At 47.3% G+C, this 5,246-nt stretch carries 4 protein-coding genes; all 4 read right to left on the reverse strand.

Features of this window, described 5'->3' with window-relative positions; translation table 11 throughout:
- Positions 1-285 precede the first annotated feature (285 nt).
- Positions 286-2,061: a tetratricopeptide repeat protein gene (locus tag QZP87_RS14845; RefSeq protein ID WP_291323705.1), complete on the reverse strand. Its 1,776-nt coding sequence runs from the start codon at positions 2,059-2,061 to the stop codon at positions 286-288.
- 187 nt (positions 2,062-2,248) lie between these two features.
- Positions 2,249-2,455, reverse strand: a complete 207-nt coding sequence (locus tag QZP87_RS14850; RefSeq protein WP_291323706.1) for a hypothetical protein — start codon at positions 2,453-2,455, stop codon at positions 2,249-2,251.
- A 25-nt stretch (positions 2,456-2,480) separates the two neighbouring features.
- A complete protein-coding gene (locus QZP87_RS14855; protein WP_291323707.1) occupies positions 2,481-4,469 on the reverse strand; it encodes a TonB-dependent receptor in 1,989 nt (662 codons plus the stop codon).
- Between the two features lie 55 nt (positions 4,470-4,524).
- The coding region (locus QZP87_RS14860) for a sigma 54-interacting transcriptional regulator (protein WP_291323708.1) at positions 4,525-5,246 on the reverse strand (722 nt) is incomplete at its 5' end.

Genomic DNA, 5,246 nt, shown 5'->3' on the forward strand with positions numbered 1-5,246 from the left:
AGCTTAATAATTTGTATCTGTTTAGCGCTTTTAAGGAAAGCAGGGGACAGGCACTCCGGGACCCACTTGAGCATCATTTTGTGCTTAAAGTATCTCATTTTTTGGGACAAGGGGGTCCCGGAAGAGCCTGTCCCCATGCCACATGCAAAGCGCTAAACAGATACAGATAGTTATAGCCCAAATGCTTCTTAGCAATTGAAATCTTGAAAAGTGATATTAATCCAGGGGGTTACACGATAAGTATTGACTGTCCAAATGCCAAAAAAGGCAAATAAAAGTCCGTTTTCAGCCTTGCAGATACTTTTCAATTATAATCAACAGCTCATCAGCACCGCTATGCTCAGGATCCAATTCCAGCAGCCTTTTGATTTCTTCCCTGGCTTTGACTGGCTGCTCCAGCTTGAGCAGGCTCAGAGCCAGATTAAACCGGGCTTCACTGAAATATTCATTCAGTTCCACTGCCTTCCGGAAATATTCGAGAGCCTCGCTAAATTGTTGCCGGATTGCAAACAAAGCTCCCAGATTGTTCAATACCCTGGGATGTCTTGGAAGTTCCTGCTCTGCCTTGTGCAGGTGCTGCTCAGCTTGAGCAATTTTGCCTTTTTCAAGCAGCAGAGCCCCCAGGTTTAAATGAGCAAATCCGTATTCAGGCTCAAGCTCCAGAGCCCTGTAGTAATGACTAAAAGCCTTTTGCTTCTGGTTCTCATACTCCAGGGCCAGGGCCAGGCTGGTATGAGCCCGGTAGTTGTCAGGGTTTTTGGCCACCGAATCCTCCCAGATGGCAATCTGCGACTGCCAGATTTTGTTGCGCTCTATGCTCAGAAAGCCAAGAACAATAACAACGCTCAGGCTGATCCCCACAACTACTCTGGGATACTTCTGGAGCATAAGGCCGCCAGCCCAGGCCGTTGCCAGGACCGGCCCGATCATGGGCAGGTACATTCTGTGCTCAAACATGGGGTCATCAATAGGGATAATACTGGATTCGACAGACAAGGCGATAAAGAACCAGAATATGGCCAGGGAAAATATCGGCTGCTTTCTAAACAGAAAGCATGCGCCGGCAAGAAGGAATATTATCAGGGCCAACCCTTTTAATGCACATCCGTTCCAGATGCTTGTGATAACAGGATGCATATGATCAATATTCTGGCCCACAGGAACCAGATACATAAACAGATATTTAGGTATGACACAAAACTGGGTGACAAGGTACTCCCACCGGGAAATATCAGGTGTGGTTCGCATAAGGACAGCTACATCCTCCAGTAGCCTGCCGAATTCTCGCTGACCGAAAAAAAAACCAACATTATAGAGCACAAACAGGCAAAACAAACCTGCAAAAGGAATAATCCAACATAACTTTTTCTTCCACCCTGACCAGGTCCTGTCATACAAGATAAACTCTATCAGCAGGATAGCGACCGGCAGGCTTGCAGCACTTTGCTTGCTCAAAAAAGCCATGACTCCTGAAATAAAACACAATAACAGCAGAGAAAGGGAGATAAGGTTGTTTCCGCCGGAGAGCTGAATATTTCTGCCCAGAATATATAAAAGAACTGATAAGATGTAAAAAGATGCAGCCAGTAAGGTATAACGCTGAACTATATAAGTAACAGCCTGGGTCTGCAGCGGATGGACAACAAAGATCAGAGCGGCAAACAAGGCTGTATATTGTATGACAGACAGTGACGAAGAAGTATGCTCCGCTGAATCCGAAGCCAGCAGCCTGCCGGCTGCAAAAAAAACCAGGTAATATACCAGAATGCCGTTAATTATATGTATGCTTAGATTTATTAAATGGTACCCAAAAACATCCAGTCCCCCGAAGTGATAATTCAAAGCAAAGGTAAGATCCACCAGGGCACGGTTCTGCCCTAGAAAGTCATAACTCAGGAAGCCGCCTAATGACCTTAAATCTGGATTCTCAGCAATCTGTCGAACGTCGTCCAGGATAAAGGGGACATTGAATGAGTTGTAATAAACCACAACGCCAGACAGCACGATAAGGAACAGGTATGGCCAGTTCAGTCCGGTGTGAAAAAAATGTTTGGTTTTCATCAGTGGTTTACTCCTTACGTGGGCTTTGCCCGCAGCCAAAAAAACATATTCTCACGCAAAGGCGCTAAGGTCGCCAAGGAAGACAGGATATGAGGAGTAAAATCAGAAAACAGACAGGCACCAGGACTATGGTCACTTACAGCCATGCATGGTTAAATATAGCCAAAACCGCATACTCCGCTCACCTTCAGAATTGAAAAGGGTTCAGCCCCAAGCATGCATAGCCTGATAACTGTCTCAGGTTGAATCGATCAGACGTTCTCCACCATGTCGATTGAAGGGCGTAGACCATGCTCTTTTTGATCATCTGGAGTACATCCGTTCCACTGTAGGCATTCAGGAGGTAGCCGGAACCGCCCCGGGGACCGTCCCCTGGCCTTGTGCCATCAGGCACTGCCGGGGACCCCCTGAAGGTTACCTTAAAAAGAATACCTCAGGTTAACTGCACCAGAAAAACCGCGATCATTGATCATCTTGTAAGTACCTGGTGTTTCATAACGATTGTCGGTTATATTTCTAAAGAATAAATCCACATCCAGTCCCGGGGTAAAAACATCATGAAGGTTGAGACCGGCGTTAAGAAGCCAGGCTCCTGAAGCTTTTTCAAAGCTTTCAGCCCAGGGGTAAATCAGTTTCCTGGAAGAAAAATACTCCAGGCTGGAATGCACTGTCAGCCTGTCATGAACTCTCCATGCGGCGGCCAGATCAAGCATGGCCCTGGGCCCGGCATCATATGGGTGCGCAGCTTCAGCCCAGTTGTAGACCACGCTTCCATCAGGGCGGATGACCTCTGACTCAATATACCTGTACTTTTCATCCGGTCCCCTGTTGTCCAGCAAGCTTAAGCCGAGCTCCAACTCAAGCCTGTCCAGCGGCCTGTATAAAGCTTTTGCTTCTATCCCATAGATATCCTGTCTATTTGGACTTGACACTCCTGGAATAAAGAGGTTTTCCATCACATGATTCGACAGACGGTTGTAAAACAAGGTGCTGTTGAGGGAAAAAGAGGGGGTCGGCTCCCAGATGGCCTGTAAAGAATAATTCTCAGACTTTTCCATGTCTGGTTTTTTCTCCACCAGCAACTGGTTGGCATAAGGACTCCTGTAGGATGTTCCATAAAGCAGTTTTAAAGACAATTCCGGTGAGTAAGACCACACTATAGCAGCATTATAGCTTAGACTATCCTTGTACTGCTGGTGAAAGTCATGGCGAAGACCAAGCATGAGATCAAAATCTCCAAGCTTGTGAGTGTACTGAGCAAATGCAGACCAGATATTATTAGTAAACTCTATACTATTAAAGTCCGGAACAAAACTTTCATTTTCAGGATCAAAAAAACCCGGTACATATACACCGCTTAATACTGTATGATCGGTTTGCCTGCGCTTGTAGGACAAACCTGTTGTCAATAATCCCAGGCCTTCAAAAAAGGACCTGTCCAGTAAAAGTTCACCTGAGTAAGTCTCATCTTTTTGTCTTACTGTTTTATCAACTATCTCATGCTGCGGATTCATCCTGCTGAAATAGCCGGAAAATCTGAGCTGTGTTTTGAGATCAATTTCATGGTCAGCATCAAGTTTAATGTAGCCCATGGGCAGGCTGACCTTTTCTCTCCACTGGTATGTATCGTCATGACTGCTGATAATATATGGATAGCTGCTCCCGGCTAACCTGCCGGACAGGCCGATTCTCTCTCCCAGGTTTATCCTGGCATAGGAGTCGAAATAATTGGCATCTCCAGCTTTTTTACTGCCCATACGCTGACCAGGCGGCACCGGGCCTGAATCTTTAGAATCAAAAAAAGAAACCAGAGTAGCTTTGGCGTCTTCCTCTTGTCCTTTTCTGGCGCTTAATGAAAAAAAAGCATCCCAGGTTCCAAAATCCTGGCCCAGGTTGAAGTAAGCACCCTTATGACTGCCAGGTTCTTCATACAAAAGGCCTGCTTCACCTCCCTGAAAATCCTTTCCACTCAGCGGGACCACATTAACCACCCCTGCCAAAGCGTCTGGACCCCAAAGCACAGAAGATGGTCCGCGAACAATTTCCAGTTGTTTGACCGGAGCCAGGGACAGTTCATGACCAATGGGATGCAGAGACTTGGCTAATTCAGACCCAAGTGGGACGGTATCATAAAGAAACATGATGGAATTGGGCATCCCCCTGAGATAAGGCTGTTCTCCCCATTCTTTTTTTGCTGTATAAAAACCCGGAACTCCACTGATAACCCTGCTTATTGTATCTTTCCCCCTTTTCTGAAAATCATCTCTGGAAATGACCTGTGCTACTGCCGGTGCCCTGGCCGGAGTCTCCTCTCTCCTGGAGGCAATGGACAGCAGCTCAATATTCTCTCCAACGAACAGAAGCATGGTCCCGTCGTCAAAAGGCTCTTCGGCCCACGCTCCCTTCATCGGAAGGTATGTCAGCATCATTGTGATAATGAGGATGTTTATTGACTTATACATCTTATTTGGGGTTTCTACGTTCGGCGTACTGCTTGTAAAGCACCCTGAACTTGGCCCGGGTCAGACCCAGGAGTCTGGCTGCGGCACTTTGATTATTATCGGTCATATCCAGAGCCTGATGCACCAGGTCCATCTCCACTTCTTCAAGGTCCAACCCCTGGGCAGGCAGCTTAAAGTCAGTTTCCTGCTCCAACCCGGGACTTTGATTGAGAAAAGACAGGTGCCTGGAACTGACTTTTCCTGAATGCTTGGAAAGAATGCAGGCCCGTTCCATGACATTGGCAAGCTCCCTGACATTTCCGGGCCAGGTATAATTTTTGAGAAGCTTCATGGCTCCCGGGGAGATTTTGACCCTGGACCCTGAACTGAAACGCCTGGCAAAATGATCAACCAGGTCCGGGATATCTTCCAGCCTCTCTCTGAGGGGCGGGGACTCTATGGGAAAAACATTGATGCGGTAATACAGGTCTGACCTGAATTTCCCCTCCCGGACCAGCTTTTCAAGGCTCTGGTTGGTGGCACAGACAATTCGCGAATCCACCTTGATCTCGTCTTTGCCGCCTACCCTCTGTACCTTTTTCTCCTGGATCACGCGCAGGAGCTTGGACTGGGCTTCCATGGGCATGTCGCCTATCTCATCCAGGAAAAGAGTACCGCCGGAGGAAAGCTCGAACTTGCCGATTTTTTTCCTGTCAGCTCCAGTAAAGGAGCCCTTTTCATGCC

It is taken from the genome of Desulfonatronospira sp. (genome assembly GCA_003563255.1).
In the GTDB taxonomy this organism is placed as follows: domain Bacteria; phylum Desulfobacterota; class Desulfovibrionia; order Desulfovibrionales; family Desulfonatronovibrionaceae; genus Desulfonatronospira.

What these genes read in the sequence shown, in the direction of transcription:
- QZP87_RS14845 (WP_291323705.1), bottom strand. Translation starts at nt 2,061, where the DNA reads ATGAAAACCAAACATTTTTTTCACACCGGACTGAACTGGCCATACCTG.
- QZP87_RS14855 (WP_291323707.1), bottom strand. Translation starts at nt 4,469, where the DNA reads ATGAAGGGAGCGTGGGCCGAAGAGCCTTTTGACGACGGGACCATGCTT.